Origin of the sequence: Actinoplanes sandaracinus (assembly GCF_030009775.1) — a bacterium.
GTDB classification, from domain to species: domain Bacteria; phylum Actinomycetota; class Actinomycetes; order Mycobacteriales; family Micromonosporaceae; genus Actinoplanes; species Actinoplanes sandaracinus.
On record NZ_JASCTH010000014.1, the window covers coordinates 201,925 to 220,751 of the forward strand.

The 18,827-nt window shown below is 71.2% G+C and carries 13 protein-coding genes; 6 read left to right on the forward strand and 7 right to left on the reverse strand.

Going from position 1 to position 18,827, the window contains the following annotated elements; genetic code table 11:
- Positions 1-45 precede the first annotated feature (45 nt).
- Positions 46-4,230, reverse strand: a complete 4,185-nt coding sequence (locus tag QLQ12_RS22310; protein WP_282762225.1) for an AAA family ATPase — start codon at positions 4,228-4,230, stop codon at positions 46-48.
- 174 nt (positions 4,231-4,404) lie between these two features.
- Here QLQ12_RS22310 and QLQ12_RS22315 point away from each other — a divergent pair, with 174 nt between their 5' ends.
- Positions 4,405-5,916 carry a glycosyltransferase family 39 protein gene (locus QLQ12_RS22315; protein WP_282762226.1) on the forward strand — a complete coding sequence of 504 codons (1,512 nt, stop codon included), beginning with the start codon at positions 4,405-4,407 and terminating at the stop codon, positions 5,914-5,916.
- On the opposite strand, the gene QLQ12_RS22320 is transcribed toward QLQ12_RS22315, so the two are convergent.
- A complete protein-coding gene (locus QLQ12_RS22320; RefSeq protein WP_282762227.1) occupies positions 5,907-6,587 on the reverse strand; it encodes a 4'-phosphopantetheinyl transferase family protein in 681 nt (226 codons plus the stop codon). The two genes, QLQ12_RS22315 and QLQ12_RS22320, sit on opposite strands and share 10 nt — an antisense overlap.
- A gap of 187 nt (positions 6,588-6,774) precedes the next feature.
- Here QLQ12_RS22320 and QLQ12_RS22325 point away from each other — a divergent pair, with 187 nt between their 5' ends.
- Both QLQ12_RS22325 and QLQ12_RS22330 read left to right on the forward strand, forming a co-directional pair.
- A complete protein-coding gene (locus QLQ12_RS22325) occupies positions 6,775-9,213 on the forward strand; it encodes a glycogen/starch/alpha-glucan phosphorylase (RefSeq protein ID WP_282762228.1) in 2,439 nt (812 codons plus the stop codon).
- A gap of 85 nt (positions 9,214-9,298) precedes the next feature.
- Positions 9,299-10,030 (forward strand): AAA family ATPase, encoded by a 732-nt coding sequence (locus tag QLQ12_RS22330; RefSeq protein WP_282762229.1) that lies wholly within the window; start codon positions 9,299-9,301, stop codon positions 10,028-10,030.
- Between the two features lie 49 nt (positions 10,031-10,079).
- Here QLQ12_RS22330 and QLQ12_RS22335 read toward each other — a convergent pair whose 3' ends face one another.
- Positions 10,080-11,102, reverse strand: coding sequence for a D-2-hydroxyacid dehydrogenase family protein (locus tag QLQ12_RS22335; protein WP_282762230.1), 1,023 nt, complete (start codon positions 11,100-11,102; stop codon positions 10,080-10,082).
- Positions 11,103-11,241: 139 nt separating this feature from the next.
- Between QLQ12_RS22335 and QLQ12_RS22340 the strand changes: the two genes are divergently transcribed.
- A complete protein-coding gene (locus QLQ12_RS22340; protein ID WP_282762231.1) occupies positions 11,242-11,742 on the forward strand; it encodes a SigE family RNA polymerase sigma factor in 501 nt (166 codons plus the stop codon).
- The gene (locus QLQ12_RS22345; protein WP_282762232.1) at positions 11,739-12,605 is read left to right on the forward strand and encodes a hypothetical protein; all 867 of its coding nucleotides are present in this window, start codon (positions 11,739-11,741) and stop codon (positions 12,603-12,605) included. The genes QLQ12_RS22340 and QLQ12_RS22345 overlap by 4 nt, the downstream gene beginning before the upstream one ends.
- A gap of 37 nt (positions 12,606-12,642) precedes the next feature.
- Here QLQ12_RS22345 and QLQ12_RS22350 read toward each other — a convergent pair whose 3' ends face one another.
- The 4 genes from QLQ12_RS22350 to QLQ12_RS22365 form a co-directional block, all read right to left on the reverse strand.
- Positions 12,643-14,163: a ricin-type beta-trefoil lectin domain protein gene (locus tag QLQ12_RS22350; protein ID WP_282762234.1), complete on the reverse strand. Its 1,521-nt coding sequence runs from the start codon at positions 14,161-14,163 to the stop codon at positions 12,643-12,645.
- Entirely contained in the window at positions 14,160-14,714 is a 555-nt protein-coding gene (locus QLQ12_RS22355) for a hypothetical protein (RefSeq protein WP_282762235.1), read from the reverse strand. Before QLQ12_RS22355 ends, QLQ12_RS22350 begins: the two co-directional genes overlap by 4 nt.
- A gap of 74 nt (positions 14,715-14,788) precedes the next feature.
- Positions 14,789-16,522: a putative Ig domain-containing protein gene (locus QLQ12_RS22360; protein WP_282762236.1), complete on the reverse strand. Its 1,734-nt coding sequence runs from the start codon at positions 16,520-16,522 to the stop codon at positions 14,789-14,791.
- Positions 16,523-16,594: 72 nt separating this feature from the next.
- Positions 16,595-17,590: a polyprenyl synthetase family protein gene (locus tag QLQ12_RS22365; protein WP_282762237.1), complete on the reverse strand. Its 996-nt coding sequence runs from the start codon at positions 17,588-17,590 to the stop codon at positions 16,595-16,597.
- Positions 17,591-17,655: 65 nt separating this feature from the next.
- Here QLQ12_RS22365 and QLQ12_RS22370 point away from each other — a divergent pair, with 65 nt between their 5' ends.
- Positions 17,656-18,822 (forward strand): acyl-CoA dehydrogenase family protein, encoded by a 1,167-nt coding sequence (locus tag QLQ12_RS22370; protein WP_282762238.1) that lies wholly within the window; start codon positions 17,656-17,658, stop codon positions 18,820-18,822.
- Positions 18,823-18,827: the final 5 nt, after the last annotated feature.

Consider the following 18,827-nt stretch of genomic DNA (forward strand, 5'->3'; position numbering starts at 1 on the left):
ACCCGCGACGCCGACCAGGAACCGGGATCAAGCGCGCGACACCGATCAGGAACAGAGCGGCGAGACCTTCACACCGTCGTTCCGGCTCATCGGCACGGCGATGCCGCACAGTCTTCGTACGGCCTCGGCGGGATCGATCTGCCACACTGCGGTCTGCTCGTCGGTCCCCGAGCTCGCCAGCAGCCGGCCGTCCGGCGAGAAGGCCAGGCTGATCCCGCCCTGCGTGTGCCCGGTCAGTACGGCGGTCGCCGCACGCGTGCCGGTGTCCCACAGCTGGACGTCACCGTCCACGTGGGTGACGGCCATGGTCCGCCCGTCCGGCGAGATGACCACCCGCTGGATCGAGCCGGTCTGCAAAGGGATGGACCACAGCGACCGGGAGCCGTCCGCGGTCCGCACGTCGACGGTCTGATTGGTGCCGGTGATCGCCAGCGACCGGCCGTCCGGAGCCGGCGTCAGATCGAACGCCTGATAGTCCCCCAGATCGTGGGAGCCGGCCGGCGCCAGGTCCGGCAGACGCCAGAGCAGTAACTCCGACCGGGGGCGGGTCCCCGGGGTCACTGTCGCCAGCAGGGTCGTGCCGTCCGGGGAGAAGGCCACCGCGTAGCTCGTCCGGTCCTTGCCGAGCTCGATCGTCTGGAGCGCCCGCCGTTGGCGCAGGTCGTAGACGAGCAGACGGCCCGGCGGCTCGATCCTGTCGAAGATGTCCGCCACGCCGCCACCGGTCGGCACCGCGAGCAGGGCGCCGTCCGGCGAGATCGCCACGTCCTTGGGGTCGCCGTCGAGCGGGATGGCCGACTCCAGGCGCCCGTCCGGGCCGTGCAGCTCGACCGCCCGGGCCCCCTTGTCCGGGGCGGACCGATCGGTCGCCACCACGAGCGTGCCGTCGGGCGCGTAGAGGAGGGCACGAGGAACGCCGTTCGCCGGGAACGAGGTGATCAGCCGCCGGGTCACCGCGTCCCACACGCGCACCCGGCCGTCCTCCCCGCCGGCGGCCAGCCGGCTCCCGTCCGGCGAGTACGCCAGGTCGAACACCTCGCCGCCGTTGGGCAGCCACTCCGTTCCGCGCCGGAACACCGTGGTGGGCTGATTGGCGCCGGTCACCACGAGCATCTGCCCGCTCGCCGACGCGGCCACGCCCAGGATCGTGCCGTTGCCGTTGTTGATCATGGTGGTGGTGTCGCTGTCCAACGCCCACAGCCCGAGCGTGGAGGCGCCGCCTTTCGCCGCCACGAAGCCGTCGGCGGTGACGGCCAGACCGCCCGCTCCTCCGATGTCGCCGAGCGAGTTCAGCTCACGGAGTCTCCGGCCCGAGGGCACTTCCCACCGGGTGAGCAGGCCGCGCCGGTCGACGGCGATCAGGGTGCCGTCCGGGGCGAAGTCGACGCCGAGGGCCGCCGGGATGGTGGTCACCTCCCGGCCGTCGCCGAGCTGCCACACCTTGGCCGGTGTGTCCTTGTTGTCCTTGGCGATCGCGACATGACGGCCGTCCGGGCTGACCGCCAGGTCGAAGCCGAGGTAGTCGCCGGTGGGCATCGACCGGGTCAGCCGCCCGGTCGGCGCGTCCCAGAAGCCGAGCTGGAACGTCCCGTCGACCGTCATGTCCCGGCTGGCCACCAGGGTGGAGGCGCCGGGCAGCCAGGCCACCGCGCCGAACCCGTCGAGCGTGTGCAAGGCTCGGCCGGTCGCCGCCTCCCAGATCGTCACCCCGTTCTCGGCCAGTGCCCCGGAGGCGAGGAACCGCCCGTCCGGCGAGAACTCCACGGACTTGACCAGCGACGGCTCCGCCAGCCGCAACGGCTCGCCGGCCGGTTGCAGGGTGGCCGCGTTCCACAGCCGGACCGTCCCGTCGTCGTGCCCGATCGCGATCCGGGAGCCGTCCGGGCTGACCGCCGCGGAGAAGCCGCCCGGTTCGGTGCCCAGCCGCCCGACGACGTTGCCCATCTGCGCGGAGAGAAGGGCGCCGCGGGCCTCCACGGTGGGCGCCTCCGCCCAGGCGTCGAGTGCCAGCCGCACGGCCCTCACGTCGTCGCGGACCAGGGCGTTCACTGACTCGGCCGCGTACTGCCGGGACCGCGACTCGCGTTCGCTGGCCTGGACCACGAATTGCTGCCGCACCGCGGCCAGGCCGCCGGCGACGGCCAGCAGCAGGGCCACCGCGAGCCCGGCGACCACGCGGCGCAGCCGGCGGGTGGCGCGCTCACGGGCCGCCTGTTCGCGTTCGGCGGCGGCGCCGCCGGCCGCCAGGTACTCGCCGACCACCGGGGGTACGCCGTCGCCGCCGGACGGGACGCGTTCGCGGGCGGTGAGCAGGCGGGAGCCGCGCGGCAGCAGGTCGGGGTCGCGGCCGGAGCGGTCCCAGTCACGGGCCGCCTCGGTGACCGACTGGCGCAGCAGCAGGTCCTCGCGGGCCTCGGCGACCCAGCCGGCCAGCCGGGGCCAACTGGTCAGCAGCGCCTCGTGACTGATCTCCACGGTGTCCGCGCCGACCGTGACCAGCCTCGCCCGGACCAGGCGGCGCAGCACCCGGGAGTCGCTGGCGGCCCGCTCGCCACGGCGGCGCACGGCCGTGCCGTCGCCGGTGACCGTGACCAGCGCCAGCAGGGCGTCCCGGAGCCGGTCGCGGTCGTCGGGCGGCAGGTCGAGGTAGATCTTCTCAGCGGTGTCGGCGATGGCGTGCCGGATGCCGCCGGTGTCCCGGTAGGCGGCCACCGTGAGCCGGATCCCCTCCCGGCGGTCCCAGGTGGCGCGCAGGGCATGCGCGAGAAGCGGCAGCGCGCCCGGCTCGTAGCCGTCCCGGCCGTCCGCGCCGAGGTCGTGCAGGAGCAGGTCGGGCAGGCCGGATTCGACGGTGAGGCCGGCGTGCTCGGCCGGTTCGACGACCGCCCGGCGGACCGCCCCGGCGTCGAGAGGACCGAGGACGACGTGACCGGCGGCGAGGACCTTCGCCAGCGGGGGCAGGGCGACGCAGTCCGGGTAGAAGTCGGAGCGGACGGCGATGACCACGAGCGCGGGGGCGGCGCTGGTCAGCGCGGTCACGTAGGCGAGACGCTCGGCCTGGTCGGGGCACTGGGTGAACAGTTCCTCGAACTGGTCGACCACGATGACCGGGCGGTGGCCGGCGGCGGCCGCCCGCGCGGCGAGCCGCCCGAGCCGGTGCGGCTCCTTCCGGACGGCCGGCAGCGGATCGTCGTGGGGCGTCCCGGCGTCCGGGGCGGCCAGGCTGTGCAGGCGGGTCACCAGGTCGGCGAGCGGCCGCGCCCCCGGGCTGGTCAGAACCCACGCCCAGGTGGCGGCGTCCTCGCCGAGCGCGCCACCGCCGAGCGCCGGCAACAGCCCGGCCCTCAGCAGCGACGACTTGCCCACGCCGGACACCCCGGTGACGATCAGCGGCGGCCCGCCGACCGCCTGCTCGGCCAGGCGGCTGAGCAGTTGCGCGATCTGCGTCTCGCGGCCGCGGAAACGCGGCGCGTCCTCCGGCTGGAAACTGACCAGGCCGGGGTACGGCGGAACGGCCCCACCGGGTACGTCGGGCGGCACCTCGTCCGCGGCCGGGAGCCGCTCCTGGGCGACGACGGCCAGGTGCCGGCGCACCTCCTCCAGCCGCCGGTTCAGTTCGAGGCTCTGCACCGCGAACTGCTGCCGTAGCCCGTCGACGCTCTGCCGGACGTCGGCGAGCATCCAGCCGAGCTCACCGACGCCCAGCCCCAGTTCCCGGAACGCGGCCTCCAGATGGTGGCGCAGCTCGTCGTCGGTGACGGCGGCCTCGGCGATCGCGGCGCCGACCGCGTCCACCCCGCGCAGCACCCGGGAGACCTCCTCGTGCAGGGCCCGGCTCTGCTCGTCGGCGGCGGCGAGCCGCGGCAGCAGGTCGGCCGCGATCGCGTCGCGCCACTGCTCCCCGGTCCGGCCGGCCGCATCCGGGTCCTGGTCGCGCAGCCGTTTCGCGGTGTCGTTGAGGGTGTCGGCGAGGAAGTTGCTGCCCAGCCCACCGACCTGGTCGAGGGCGGCGGAGAAGGCTTCGGAGGCGCCCAGCCCGGCGCCGGCGACCGGGGCGACCACGGAGGCGGTCAGGAAGGCGAGGATGGCGTACGGGCTGGCCGAGCGGAGCCCGGACCGGGTACGCCGGCCGGTGGACCGAACCCACGCGCGCACACCGTCGCGGGCCCGTTCGGCAGCCCGATCCGAGGCGTCCTCCGGGGCCGGCTCCTGGGGTTCGAGCTCGGTCAACGCTCCTCCATGGACATCGACGCGTTTCGCCGTCTCATGATGGCACCACCGATCCGCCGGAAGCTTGTCCCACTGGGACGCCGCTTCTGGCACGCTCCGCCGGAGTCGTCTATACGACCGTTTTGGACCAGTTGAGCGTTGGCGACAGGTGCGCACGGCCCGTACGGTGGGATCGTGGTCGATGCACTCAGTGACGTCACGGAGACCCAGCGTATAGAGTCTGCTCGGCGGCCTTTCGCAGGGTGGCCGGTCTGTCTGATCGGGATCGGCGTCACGCTACTGCTTCTGATCACCGCGAACAGATACGACTACCACCGCGACGAGCTGTACTTCCGCCTTCTCGGCCAGCATCCACAGTGGGGATATATCGATCAGCCGCCGTTCACGCCGCTGCTGGTCCGGTTCGGGACCGAGATGTTCGGCGACACGCTGTGGGCGGCCCGGGTGCCGGCCGCGCTGCTGCTCGGGCTGACCGCGGTCCTGGCCGCCGCGATCGCCCGGGAGGCGGGCGGCGGCACGGTCGCCCAGTCGATCGCCGCGTCCGGTGTACTCGGGGTCTTCCCGCTGTCGTCGGCGCACGTCTCCTCGACCGGGACCACCGACATGCTGATCTGGCTCGGCGTGCTCTTCCTCGTCATGCGCGCGCTGCTCTGGGAGCGGCCACGGGCCTGGCTGGGCGCCGGAGTGGTGGCCGGGCTCGGGCTCTACAACAAGCACCTGGTGGTGCTCCTGCTGCTGTGCCTGGCCGCGGGGCTGGCGCTGGCCGGGCCCCGGGCGGTGTTCCGCTCGCCGCACCTGTGGGTCGGGGTGATCCTGGCCGTGGCGGTCGGCTCACCGAACCTGATCTACCAGGTGGTGAACGGGTTCCCGCAGGCGGAGATGGCGGCGGCGATCGCGGAGAACAAGGGCGCCGAGTCCCGGGCCATGCTGTTGCCGCTGCAACTGGCGTTCCTGACGCTGCCGCCGGTGTGGATCGCCGGGATCGTCACGCTGGTCCGCGATCCGCGGCTGCGGCGGGTGCGGGCGATCGCTGTGGCGTACCCGCTGATGCTGGTGCTGGTGCTGGTGACGGCCGGTCAGCCGTACTATCCGGTGGGTCTGCTCTTCGGGTTGTTCGCGATCGGCGCGGTGCCGGTCGAGCGGTGGCTGACCGGGCGGCGCGGGCGCCGGGCGCTGGTCGCGGCCGGGGCGGTGGTCATGTCCCTGGCCGGGATCGTGATGTCACTGCCGGTGATCGGCGAGAGGGCCGTCGCCGGGACGCCGCCGGCGGAGGCCAACCAGACGATCGCCGACCAGATCGGCTGGCGCGAGTACGTGTGGCAGATCGGCACGGTGTACGCCGGGCTGTCCGCGACTGATCAGAGCCGGACGGTGCTGTTCACCGGCAACTACGGCGAGGCCGGCGCCCTGGACCGGTACGGGCCCCCGCTGCGGTTGCCGAAGGCCTACAGCGGACACAACGAGTTGCACCGGTTCGGGCCGCCACCGGACTCGAAGAAGGTCGTGGTCGCCGTCCTGCAGACGTCGCCGGAGCGGGCCTCGGAGCTGATCGGGGCGTGTGTGGCGCGGGCGACGCTGCGCAACTCGGCCGGGGTGGAGAACGAGGAGGTCGGCACTCGTGTCTACGTGTGCCGGCCAGCCGAGCCGTGGTCGGTGATCTGGCCACGGCTGCAGCACTACGACTGACCGGCCGGCCCGGTCCACGGGCCGGCGCCGGGGTGACGGTCGATGCACACGGCCGTCACCACCAGACCGTTCCCGATCAGGTACCGCCCGTGCAGCGTCTCCCACGGGCTCTCCACCAGGATCCGCGCGGCGAACGTCCGCCGGACCGGGTCGATCCGCAGGGCGGCGTCCTCGAAGCCGAGCCAGCGCTGGGTCAACGGGAACCACGCCTTGTAAACCGATTCCTTGGCGCTGAAGAGCAACCGGTCCCAGTGGACGGACGGGTCCTCCGCCGACAGCGCGGCCAGGTGGTCGACCTCGCCGTCGGCGGTCACCACACCGAGCACCCGGGGCGGCAGCGGGGCGTGCGGTTCCGCGTCGACGCCGATGCCCGCCATGTCCTCGATCCGCGCGACGGCCGCGCCACGGAAGCCGGCGCAGTGGGTGAGGCTGCCGGCCACGCCGGCCGGCCAGATCGGCTCACGGCGCGGGCCGCGCCGGATCGGCGCCGGATCGAACCCCAGGGCGACCAGGGCCTCGCGGGCGCATCGGCGCGCGGTGACGAACTCGCGGCGGCGACTCGCGACCGCGGTCGCGATCAGGTCCTCCTCGCCGGGGAAGCAGGGCTCCTCCTCCTCGTCGGCGAACGCCTCAGCGGTGATCACGGATGACGGCAGCAGCGAGCCCAACACCGAAGGAGTGTCCCACCCCGGCCGTGCGGCCCCAGAGAGGGTGGGGCACTGCGACGGCCGGGTGAACCCCTGCGGCCTTTGTTTCCACTGGGGACGACTGTGGTGCGGCAACCGGACATCGCGGTCGTTAGCTCCCCGGAAGTAGGAAGGGCGGTCACCGGAAACCTCAGCCGGGCACAATGGCGGCATGGATCTTCGACAGGGCATCGGTCTACGCAAACTGGGCATGACCCCCGATGAGTTCCAGCAGGACCTGTTGAGCAACCTCTATTACCGTCGCGGCACCACCGTCGAGTCGGCGAGCGCGCGGGACGCGTACGAGACGCTGTCCCAGACCGTGCGGGACCGTCTCGCCGAGCGGCGGGCCCGCACCGCCGCCGCGCACTACGCCAGCAACCCCCGCTGGGTCTACTACCTCTCCGCGGAATACCTGCTCGGCGCCCAGCTCGAACAGAACCTGCTCTATTCCGGCACCGGCGAGCTGGCCGCGGAAGCAGTGAAGGCGCTCGGCTTCAGTCTGGAGGACGTCGAGGACCTCGACGTGGAGCCCGGCCTCGGCAACGGCGGTCTGGGCCGGCTCGCCGCCTGCCTGGTCGACTCGATGGCCACCCGCGACATTCCGGCGGTCGGCTACGGCATCCGTTACGACCTGGGCATCTTCCGCCAGTCGATCGCCGAGGACGGGCAGACCGAGCATCCCGACGACTGGGCCTTCCAGGGCAATCCGTGGGAGTTCCCGGCACCCGACGACCGGCAGACCGTCGGTTTCTACGGGCACACCGAGCCGCTGCCCGGCTCGCCGGCCCGCAAGCGCTGGGTGCCCGGCGAGATCGTGCTCGGCGAGCCCAGCCACATGCTGGTCCCCGGTTTCGGCACCGAGACCGTCAACATCATCCGGCTGTGGAAGGCCCACGCCAGCGAGGCGTCCTTCGACCTGACCAGCTTCTCCGCCGGGCAGTACGCCGAGGCGGTGCAGGAGGCGGTCCGCGCCGAGAACATCAGCAAGGTGCTCTATCCCGACGACAGCACCGAGCTGGGCCGGGAGCTGCGCCTCAAACAGCAGTACTTCCTGGTCTCCTGCTCGCTGCGGGACATCATCCGGCGGTTCCGGCTGCGCAACGAGGGCTGGGACACGTTCGCCGACAAGACGGTCATCCAGCTCAACGACACGCACCCGACCATCGCCATCCCGGAGCTGATGCGGCTGCTCGTCGACGAATACGAGCTGGACTGGGACGCCGCCTGGCAGATCACCCGGAAGACGTTCGCCTACACCTGCCACACCCTGCTGCCGGAGGCGCTGGAGACGTGGCCGGTGCGGATGTTCGAGAAGCTGCTCCCCCGGCACCTGGAGATCGTCTACCTGATCAACATGCTGTTCCTGCGCGAGGTGGAGGCTCGTTTCCCCGGCGACCACGACCGGCTGCGCCGGATGTCGATCATTCAGGAGGAACCGGATCGCCGGGTTCGGATGGCGCATCTCGCGGTGGTCGGCACCGAAGCCGTCAACGGCGTCGCCGAACTCCACTCGAAGCTGCTGCGCGAGACCGTGCTCGACGACTTCGCCGAGCTGTGGCCGGCCAAGTTCCAGAACGTCACCAACGGCGTCTCGCCCCGCCGGTTCATGCGGATCGCCAATCCGCGCCTCGCCGACCTGATCACCGAGGGCCTCGGCGACGACGGCTGGATCCGCGACCTGGACCGCCTCGCCGAACTCGAACCGCTCGCCGACGACGCCTCGTTCCTGGAGCGCTGGTGGGCCATCAAACGGGCCAACAAGGTCGACCTGGCCGCCGGTGACCCCGACTCGCTCACCGATGTGATGATCAAGCGGTTCCACGAGTACAAACGGCAGCAGCTCAAACTGCTTCACGTGATCACCCAGTACCACCGGATCCGGGAGGATCCCGGCGGCGACTGGGTGCCGCGCACGGTCCTGTTCGCCGGCAAGGCCGCCCCGGCCTACCACGCGGCGAAGGACATCATCCACCTCATCGCCACGGTCGGCGCCAGGATCGCCGCGGACCCGGTCGTCTCGCCGTACCTGAAGGTCGTCTTCCCCTCGAACTACAACGTCTCCCTGGCCGAGCGGATCATCCCCGCGGCCGACCTGTCCGAGCAGATCTCGCTGGCCGGCAAGGAGGCCTCCGGCACCGGCAACATGAAGCTCGCCCTCAACGGCGCCGTCACCATCGGCACCCTCGACGGGGCCAACATCGAGATCCGGGCCCGCGTGGGCGCCGAGAACTTCTTCCTCTTCGGCATGGACGCCTACCAGGCCGCGCAGACCCGCCTCGACGGCTACGACCCGCGGCGCCACTACGACCAGGACGCCGAGTTGCGCGCCGCCGTCGACGCCCTCACCTCCGGCGTCTTCGGCGACGTCGGCCACCGGGTGGCCGGAAGCCTCCTGGGCCGGGACGAGTACCTGACCCTCGCCGACTACCGCTCCTACATCCAGTGCCAGGACGACGTCGAGGTGGCCTGGCGCGACCAGGCGCGATGGACTCGCATGTCGGTCCTCAACACCGCCCTGAGCGGCTTCTTCAGCTCCGACCGCACGGTCGCCGACTACGCCGCCCGCATCTGGCGCGTCTCCGCCGTCCCGGTTCCCCGCGAGGACTGACCCCACCCGGCTCGCCGGCGGCGCGTGCCGGACGCGCCGCCGGCGATCGGGCGGGCCGCTCTCCGCGGCGCGGTACCGTGCGGCGGTGTTCATCAAGGCGATCCGGCTCGACGGCGTCCCCCACGACGGCTACCCGTTCAGCCTCCCCGCCGTCCGCGCCCTGGCCGGTGGCGGCGACCTGCGTCTCCCCACCCCGGTGACCCTGCTGGCCGGTGACAACGGCAGCGGCAAGTCCACCCTGATCGAGGCGATCGCGGTCGCGGCGGGCTTCAATCCCGAGGGCGGCAGCACGTCGTTCAACTTCGCCACCCGCGCCAGCGAGTCCTCCCTCGGCGGCCACCTCACTCTGGTCCGGCCGCCCGGGCGCCGGCCACGCACCGGCTTCTTCCTGCGCGCCGAGTCCTACTACAACGTCGCCACCGAGATCGAACGTCTCGGCGACTCGCTGCTCGCCTCCTACGGCGGCGTGTCCCCGCACCAGCGCTCACACGGCGAGTCGTTCCTGGACCTGGCCACCCACCGCTTCGGCCCGGGCGGGCTCTACCTGCTCGACGAGCCGGAGGCCGCCCTGTCCGTGCACGGCTGCCTGGCCCTGCTGCTGCGCATCGCCGACCTGGTGGCCGCCGGCAGCCAGTTCATCATCGCCACCCACTCGCCGGTCCTGCTGGCCTCCCCCGGCGCCACGATTCTGGAGATCACCCCGGACGGCCCGATCCAGCGGGTCGACTTCGACCAGGCGCAGCCGGTGGCCCTGACCCGGGCCTTCCTCGCCGACCCGGCCCGTTTCCTGGACCGTCTGCTCGCCGACGAGCACTGACCGGCCGGGGGCCGCCGTCCGAAGCGGCCCGGCCGGGGCGGGCTGAGTCCTACAGGAGGCGGATCGGCGCGCCGGCCAGGTAGGCCTCGACGGCTTCGACCGCCTGGCGGAAGTACAGCTCGTAGTTGGCGCGGGACACGTACCCGAGATGGGGTGTGGCGAGCAGTCGCGGCGCCGTACGCCATGGGTCGTCGAGGGGCAGCGGCTCGGTGTCGAAGACGTCGATGGCCGCGCCCGCGATCGAGCCGGCGCGCAGCGCCGCGAGGAGGGCCGCCGGTTCGACGAGCGCCGCGCGAGCGGTGTTGACCAGGTAGGCGCACGGTTTCATGAGGGCCAGCCGCCGCCCGTCGACGAGGCCCCGGCTGCTTTCCGTCAGCGGCACGTGAACGGTGACGAAGTCGCTGGTGGCTAGCAGTTCGTCGAGCGACGGCGCGAGAGCGGCCCCGAACTCGGCGGCGCGCTGCGCGGTGAGGTTGCGGCTCCACGCCCGCACGTCCATGCCGAAGGCGCCGCCGATCCGGGCGACTGGCCCGCCGATCCGCCCGAGACCGATCACTCCGAGGGTACGGCCGTGCAGGTCGGCCCCGAGTGTGCTCTGCCACGGCCCGCCCGCCCGGAACGCCGTGTTCTCGGTGACCAGGTCACGGGCCAGACCGAGCAGGAGTGCCCAGGTCAGCTCGACGGTCGGGGTACCGACGGCGTCAGTGCCGCAGACGGTGATCCCGAGCCGCCGGGCCGCGTCCAAGTCGATCACCGTGTTCCGCCGGCCGGTCGCGATCAGCAGACGCAGTTTCGGCAGCCGGGCCAGCAGCGACTCCGGGAACGGCACCCGTTCCCGGACGGTGATCACGATGTCGAAGCCGGCGAGCGCCTCGGCCAGGGCGTCCTCACCGCTCAGGTGGGAGGTGAACGGAACCACCTCGACCCGCCCGGCCAGCGGCGACCAGTCGGCGATGGTGGTGGCGACACCCTGCAGGTCGTCGAGCACGGCACAGCGCATGGGAGAGCCTTTCAACGCGGGCAGGAGAGCTGGGCCGGTGGCGATCGAGATGAGCAGCCAGCCGGTCTCCACCGGGAGAACCTACTCCGCCGACGATTCGGGTGATATTCGCGTCTCACCGGCCGAGCAGTCCTTGCCGCGGGCCGGTCATGATCTCTACCGTCGTCCGGTCCGGGGGATGAGATCCGGTCGGCGAGTGAGAGGGGGGTGCATGCGCGACGACGCGTTCCGTGCGTATTTCGAGCGGCATCATGCCTCTCTGTCGCGTCTGGCATACCTGATGACCGGCGAATCCGATGTCGCCGACGATCTGGCCGCCGACGCGCTGACCGAGGTGTGGCGGCACTGGGACCGGGTGACCGCGGCCGGCGACCCGGCCGCCTACGGCCACGGCATCGTGATGAACCTGGCCCGCAACTGGGTGCGCCGCCGCGGCCGGGAGCGGCTGCTGTCGTTCGGGTCGCTGCGCCGCTCGCGCGACACCGACGTGCCGGCGGTCCTCGACGTGCGCGGCGCCCTGAGCCGCCTGCCGGAGCGCCGCCGCGCCTGCGTGGTGCTGCGTTACGCCTTCGACCTGCCGGAACGCGAGGTGGCCACGATGCTCGGCATCTCCGTCGGTGCGGTGAAGAGCGCGACGTCACGCGGCGCGAAGCAGCTCGCCGAACTGTTGGGCGACCATGTCCGCATCGACGGCTGGGAGGCGGCACGATGAGACTCTCCGACGACCAGCTCCGGGCGGCGATGCGGGCCGAGGCCGCCACGCACCGGCCGGACCGCGACGCCATGCTGGACCGGATCACCAGGTCCGCGTTTCAGGACACCGGCCACGGCCGGTGCCGCTCCGTCACCGCCAGGCGGGCGCCGCGGGTGCGGTTGTCCGCCGTGGTCGCCGCGGTCGTCATCGTCTTCGGCGGTGGTGGTGTGGGCACATGGGCGCTCGCCGGCGCCGACGACCGGGACGAGGCCACACCGGTCCCGGCCGTCACGACCGCCTCAGCCTCAGACTCCGCCTCAGCCTCCCCGGCGCCCTCCGCTCCGGCCCAGCCCGCCACCGGTGCACCGGAGACCACCAGGCCGTCCCCCGGCCGGACCGCCTCGCCGAGCCGGACCACCGGCCCGTCCGCCACGGCCACCCCGTCGGCCACCCTCACCCGGGGCCAGCCCGGGCTCACCCGGGTCAGTCAGGGACCGCTCTGGTCGGACGGCTCGATCGACCCGGACAGCGGCGACACCCAGGGCGCGAGCGTGGTCACCCTGAAGACCACCGAGGAGCTCACGTCCCTGGAGGTGGTGATCCGGGTGGCGCGTACCGCCGGGCTGGTGTCCCGGGGCGGCACCAAACAGACCTCCGGCGCCAGCGTCAGCACGGCGGTCACCGAGGAACCCGGCGCCTTCCTCTACCGTTTCACCCTGGCCTCGGCGGACACTCTGGCCCCGGGCGCCTACACCTTCACCGCCAAGTACACCTATCCGGCGGGCGGCCGCAATGCCGGCGGCGACACCTACGAGGCCGTCGCCACCAGCGCGGGCGGAGCCGGCCTCGACGTCTACGGCAACTTCTACCCGGCGAACTGAAACGGCCCGGCCGGGACCGGCCGGGCCGTCCGGGGTGCTACTTCTCGGTGACGTCGGTGATCGGTGTCGGCACGCTCAGGTTTGGCGGAGCGTTCCATTTCTGCAGCTCGGAGGCGCTGCACACGCCCACCTTGACCTTGCTGGTGCCGTCCGAGTGGGTGTCCTTGACGGCGGCGGTGAGGTCGGTGGGCTGCAGGCAGAGCCCGCCCTTCGCGCTGTTGTCATGGATCCGGTAGCTGCTGGCGTACGAGCCGGTGTCGTGGAAGACGGTCCACCCGAAGGCGCTCTTGTCCGTTGCCGAGGCGTAGAGGGTCGCGTAGTTGGTGACACACTTCTCCACCGTCACGTAGGCGTCGCCGGCGGCGCTCATCGGCGATTTCAGGCAGTACTTGATGCCGTCCTTGGTGACGACGATGGGGCCCTTCTTCGAGATCTCCTTCTTCGCCTTGTCCGGGACGGGGTGTTCCCAGATCTGGTTCCAGTCGACGATGCTGTTGGGGCTCTGCTTGCAGAACCAGGCGATCATGTACGTGCTGGCGGTGTTCTGGTTGGTGACGTCGAGACAGCGGCTGAACTGGGCGAAGTTGACCAGCTGGTTGGTCGCGTCACCGGCCATGCCGGCCCCGATCTTGGGGTCCGAGCGGAAGATGTTCGTGCTGTTGTTCGCGGTGCAGGTGGCGAGGATGACGCCGCTGCCCACCGTGTTCGGTGTCTTCACGTTGACGCAGAGGTTCTCGATCGCCTGCGTCGCGCTCGTCGAGTGGAACCGGCTGCTGCCGTCCAGGCTCCACTGGTAGACGCCGGTCGGCTTCTCGGTCGACGGGCATGCCTGGAAGACGACGGCCTTGTTGGCGGCGTGCGGCACCTCCGAGAAGAGGCACATGCCTTCCTTGTTGGCCGCCGTCTCCGAGTTGATCAGCTTGAGGTACAGCTTCTCGGTGTAGGCGAACTGCTGGGTGCTGCTGCCGCTGCACCGCTGCATCAGCACCGCCGCGCCGGGCGCCGGCGGCCGGACCATGGCGTCCAGGCAGAGGGGCCTGTCGGTGGGCGAGGAGACCCAGATGGCGCCGCCGGGGATGTTGTTGTTCGTCGTGGTGAACCTGTAGGTCGCGGTGACCGTCCGGGTCTCGGTGGTGCTGCTGCCGACCGACTCCACGGTGGCGGAGGTGGGAAGCTCGGTCAGGGGGTCGCAGGCCAGCTGTTCGCCGGCCTGGTTGCGGTACGTGATCTTCACCGAGTACAGCAGCCGCTCACCGGTGCCGTCGATCCCCGCGTCGCCGCTGAACGTGCAGCCCGGCATGTCCTCCAGCCGGCCCGCGACGTCGCTGCTGGAGTTCACGTCGGCGGCCGCCCGGACCCGGGCCATCACCATGTCGAGACCGACCTGGGCGCCGTTCAGAGCGGAGCTGCGGTCCTGGAAGGCCCGGGTGTAGGTGACCTGCCGCACGATCAGCGGCAGCATCGCCGCGGAGAGAACCAGTCCGATGGTGGTGACCAGGATCGCCATGGGCAGCGAGCCCCTGTCGTCACCGGAGAGACGACGGAACGTCACATTCATACCCTTCCTCCATCGCACGGGTTCGTCTCGGTGGTGTCCTTGTCGGTGTTCTGAGCGGTGAAGACCGAGTCGAAGGGCAGGGTGACGGAACCCGCCTTGATGGTGAAACGCAGCCTGACCTGCTGGAACACGAGCTGATAGTTCGCGCCCATCCCGGAGCTGGGACTGGCCGACAGGTAGGGCTGGTCCCCCGGCCGGTACCGGACGATCGGGTCGGGGCCGCCGCTGATCACTTCGATCCCGGCGGCGAGCGGCATCGGGGCGCCCCGCGGGCTGTCCGCCTTCCAACTGGCCATGGTCAGCACGCCTTTGGAGAGCTTGAGCTGCCGGCATCCGTCCGGGGTGGCGAACTCCACGTACCAGGAGCCGGAAGCGGGGACGTATCCGGGCTTGGAGACCCAGTTCGCGTAACGCATCTCCCGGTCCAGCCGGCGGAAGCTGTTGTCGACCTGGTCGCGTACCTCGGCGGTGTTGTCGATCCGCTTCGTGCCGGAGTAGATCTCCGCCGTGGCGCCGACGATCACCACCGTCATGAACGACATGAGCGTCATCGCGACCACCACCTCGATGAGGGAGTAGCCCCCGTCGCCGGAAACCGTCCGGGCGCCCGTCCTGCCCCGCGGACTCAACTGATCGTCCAGATGAAGGTCATCACCGCGGTCTGCGGCGGCAGAAGCTTGCTGCTCGCGGTGACCGTGACCAGGTAGGTGCCGGCCGTGGTCGGTTTACCGACGATGGCGTCCTTCCCGTTGTTCCACCTCAGGCCCGGCGGCAGGCCGGTCGCCTCGTACGACACGTTCTTCACCAGGAGCACGTCGGCATTGGTGGCGAGCTCCAGAGTCGTGTCGGCGCCGACCGCGGTGACCCGGTCCGCGCCGACCGGAGCCGGCGCCGTGAAGGTCAGTGCGGTCTTCGTGTCCACGACGAGCTCGAAGGTGCGGCTGACCACCGCCCCGGCGCCGTCGGTGACGGTGATCGTCGGCACGTACCGGCCGGCGTACTTGGGAGTCCCGGAGAGCAGGCCGGTCGCGGGCGCGATCGTCACTCCTTCCGGCAGGTTGGCAGCGCTGTACGTGTAGGTCCCGAAGCCACCGGTCGCCACCCGGGTCAGGTTCATCGCCGTACCAAGATTGATCTTCTGGGCCGGGACGGCCGTCAGGGCCAGCGGCTGCTGGATGACCGTGTGGGTGATGTCCTTGAAGGCCGTCTTGCCGTTGGCGTCCTCGACCGTGACCCGGAAGGTGTGGACGCCGGGCAGGGTGAACGTGCCGGTGATGGCGCCGGTGACGGTGCCCGCGGCCGGCCCGTCGGTGCTGGTGATGTCCAGTTCCGGCGGCAGATTGGTCGAGCTCAGGACGAGCTTCGGGACGCCCTGCGCCGCGGTCACCGCCAGGTTCACCGCCTCGCCGACCCGGCTGGTCGTGTTGGCCGGCACCGTGATGGTCGGCGGCGTCACGACGTGCCACGTGATCACTCCGCTGTCCGAGCGGCCGAGCACGTCGGTGACCGTCACCGTGGTCTTGAAGTCGCCGACGGTGGGCGGTATGCCGGGGGTGACGAGACCGTTGTTCGCGGTGATCGTGAGCCAGGACGGCAGGGTCCCCCAGGACCACTTGTTGGGCTGCTGGCCGTGGTCGACGTCGAGCCGCTGCGTCCTGTTGTCGGTCGCGTTCGCGTAGAACCACATCTCGGTGGTGACCAGGTCCGGGACGCCGGCCTTGGAGTCGAACGTCGGCTCGACCGGCTCCGAGGCGATCAGGGTGGAGGTGAGGTAGCCGCACGTGCCGGCGGCGCAGGCCTTGTTCGGCCAGGTGACGAGAACCACGACCCGGAAGTACTTCAGGATCTCGGCCACGTTGCTGGGTGGCGTGCCGACGGTCGGGTTCACGCAGTCGTCGGCACGCATGTAGTAGATGTCACACCTGCCGACGAAGATCTCCTGCTGGTAGGCCGAGGTGCCGACATTGATGGTCTGGGTCGAGGTGGAGACGGCCGCATCAGCCCCGGCGGTGGACAGCGGGTCCGTGATCTCCGGGTCCGAGACACGCTGCATGCTGTCCAGGTATCGCTTGATCTTCGGGCGGGCGGCACCGGTCAGAGCCCGGTCCCACTGCTCCTTGACCTTGATCGCGCTGCGGCCCAGCAGCAGCGAGCTGCCCTTGAGGCCACGCACCTGCTCCATCGCGCTGGCCGCGACCTGCACCGCCTGACGCTGATCGCGCTGATGGGCCACGGCGCTGCTGCCGTTGACGAAGAACGCGCCCAGACCGGCCATCGCGCCACTGATCACCGCCAGCGCCACGATCAACTCGACGACGGAGAACCCGTCGTCGGAGGACCGGACCGGTTCGCCGCGCATCTCGCTCCCTGCTGTGTCATTCCGGGGAAATCACACAGTTTTATCGGCAGGAAGACGGCAAAGCGGAGGTTTTCAGCCGGTTCGGTCGGTGATGTAGTGGCAGAGGTGCTCCAGCGTGCGCCGGGCCGCCCCGCCGGGCAGGGTGGCGACGCTGCGCCGGGCCGCCTCCGCGTAACCGTGCACCGTCTCGCGCGCCTGCTTGAGGGCGGCCGACTCGCGCAGCAGACCGAGCGCCTCGGCGTGTTCCTCGTCGTCGGTGAGCGGGCCCTTCGAGAGCAGTTCCCGCAGACGGCGGGGGCTCTCGTCACCGGCGAGCGCGTAGAGGACCGGCAGCGTGGGCACGCCTTCGCGCAGGTCGGTGCCGGGAGTCTTGCCGGACTGGGCCGACTCGGAGGCGATGTCGAGCAGGTCGTCGGAGAGCTGGAAGGCGATGCCGATCGCGGTGCCGAACTCGGCGAGCGTGACGACGTGCCGTTCGGGCAGCCCGGCGAAGAGGCCACCGAACCGGGCGCACGTGGCGATCAGCGAGGCGGTCTTGTCCTCGACCACACGCAGGTGGTGGCGGACCGGGTCGCCGCCGCGCGGGCCGACGGTCTCCGCGAGCTGCCCGCGGACCAGTTGGGACAGGGTGCTCGCCTGGAGGCGGACCGCCTCGTCGCCGAGCCCGGCGGCCATCCGCGCGGCCCGCGCCAGCAGGTAGTCACCGACGTAGACGGCGATCCGGTTGCTCCACCGCGAGTTCGCGCTGGCCGCGCCGCGCCGCAGCGGCGCCTCGTCCATCACGTCGTCGTGGTAGAGGGTCGCCAGGTGGGTCAGCTCCATCATCACCGCCGACGGCAGCAGCTCGGGGCGGTCCGGGTCGCCGAGCTGGGCGCACAGCGCCACGGTCAGCGGCCGGAAACGCTTGCCACCGGCCCGCACCAGGTGCCGGGCCACCTCGTCGATCAGCGGGTCCGGGCTGGCCACGGCGACGAGCAATTCGGTCTCCACGTTCGCCAGGAACTCCGCGACGGAGTTTCGGACGGCCGGATCGACGAGGTCGCTGAGTCCAGGGATCGATGCCACCATGATCAGAAGGCTAGATCATGGTGGCTGAGAGGACACTGACGAGCCCGCCGGTGCAGAATCAGCGCATGACCATCACCGATCCGCTCGATCTGCTGGACATCGACAGTCTTCTCAGCGACGAGGAACGGCAGATCCGCGAGACGGTGGCGCGGTTCGTGGCCGAGCACGTGCGGCCGCACGTCGCGGAGTGGTTCGAGGCCGGCACCTTCCCCCGCGAGCTCGCCCCTGAGCTGGGCAAGCTCGGCGTCCTCGGCATGCACCTGGACGGTTACGGCTGCGCCGGGACGAGCGCGGTGGCGTACGGCCTGGCCTGTCTGGAGCTGGAGGCCGGCGACTCCGGCCTGCGCAGCTTCGTCTCGGTGCAGGGATCCCTCGCGATGTTCTCGATCTGGAAGTACGGGTCGGAGGAGCAGAAGCTCCAGTGGCTGCCGCGGATGGCGGCCGGTGAGGCGATCGGCTGTTTCGGCCTGACCGAACCCGACTTCGGCAGTGACCCGGCCGGCATGCGCACCCGCGCGGTCCGTGACGGTGACGACTGGATCCTCAACGGCTCCAAGATGTGGATCACCAACGGCAGCATCGCCGACGTCGCCACCGTCTGGGCCCGCACCGAGGAGGGTGTGCGCGGCTTCCTGGTCCCCCGGGGCACGCCCGGCTTCACCACCCACACCATCAAGCAGAAACTCTCGCTGCGCGCCTCCGTCACCGGCGAGCTGGTCCTCGACGAGGTGCGCCTGCCCGACTCCGCGCGGCTGCCCGAGGCGCGCGGCCTCGGCGCCCCGCTGAGCTGCCTGGGCGAGGCCCGGTTCGGCATCGTCTTCGGCTCGACCGGCGCCGCGCTCGACTCGCTGCGGGCCGCCATCGCCTACGCCACCACCCGCGTCCAGTTCGGCAAGCCGATCGCCGCGTTCCAGCTCACCCAGGAGAAGCTGGCGAACATGGCGGTCGACCTGAACACCGCCGCCCTGCTGGCTCTGCACCTGGGCCGGCTCAAGGACGCCGGGCGGGTCAAGCCGCACCAGATCAGCGTCGGCAAGCTGAACAACGTGCGCCGGGCGCTGGCCATCGCCCGCGAGTGCCGCACCATCCTCGGCGGCAGCGGCATCACCCTGGAGTACTCCCCTCTGCGTCACGCCAACAACCTGGAGTCGGTCCTCACCTACGAGGGCACCAGCGAGATCCACACGCTGGTGATCGGCGAGGCCCTCACCGGCCACGCCGCCTACCGCTAGATCAA